The 252-nt window shown below is 72.6% G+C and carries 1 pseudogene; it reads left to right on the top strand.

Going from position 1 to position 252, the window contains the following annotated elements:
• Positions 1 to 252 (top strand): annotated as a pseudogene (locus ACR9ZK_RS22715) (LacI family transcriptional regulator); the annotation flags it as partial.

The raw sequence follows: 252 nt of genomic DNA, 5'->3' as shown, positions 1-252 counted from the left end.
GTCCTGGCCGTCCTGCTCGACTGCTTCGCGTCCAACGACCCCGTGCCCGCCATCCTTCCGGACGAGGTGCGCGGCGGGCGCGAGTCCACCCATGCTCTGCTCGACCTGGGGCACCGCGACATCGCCTACCTCACCGGCAAGCCGGGCCAGTGGGCCACCAAGGCCCACGTGCGCGGCTTCCGGGAGGCCCTGCGCGGTGCGGGACTCGACCCGTCCGACCACACCGTGCTGTCCGGCAACTACCACGCGGAC

The sequence above is a fragment of the Monashia sp. HAY1-5C genome (assembly GCF_056755255.1).
This window is presented reverse-complemented; position numbering and strand designations above follow the sequence as displayed.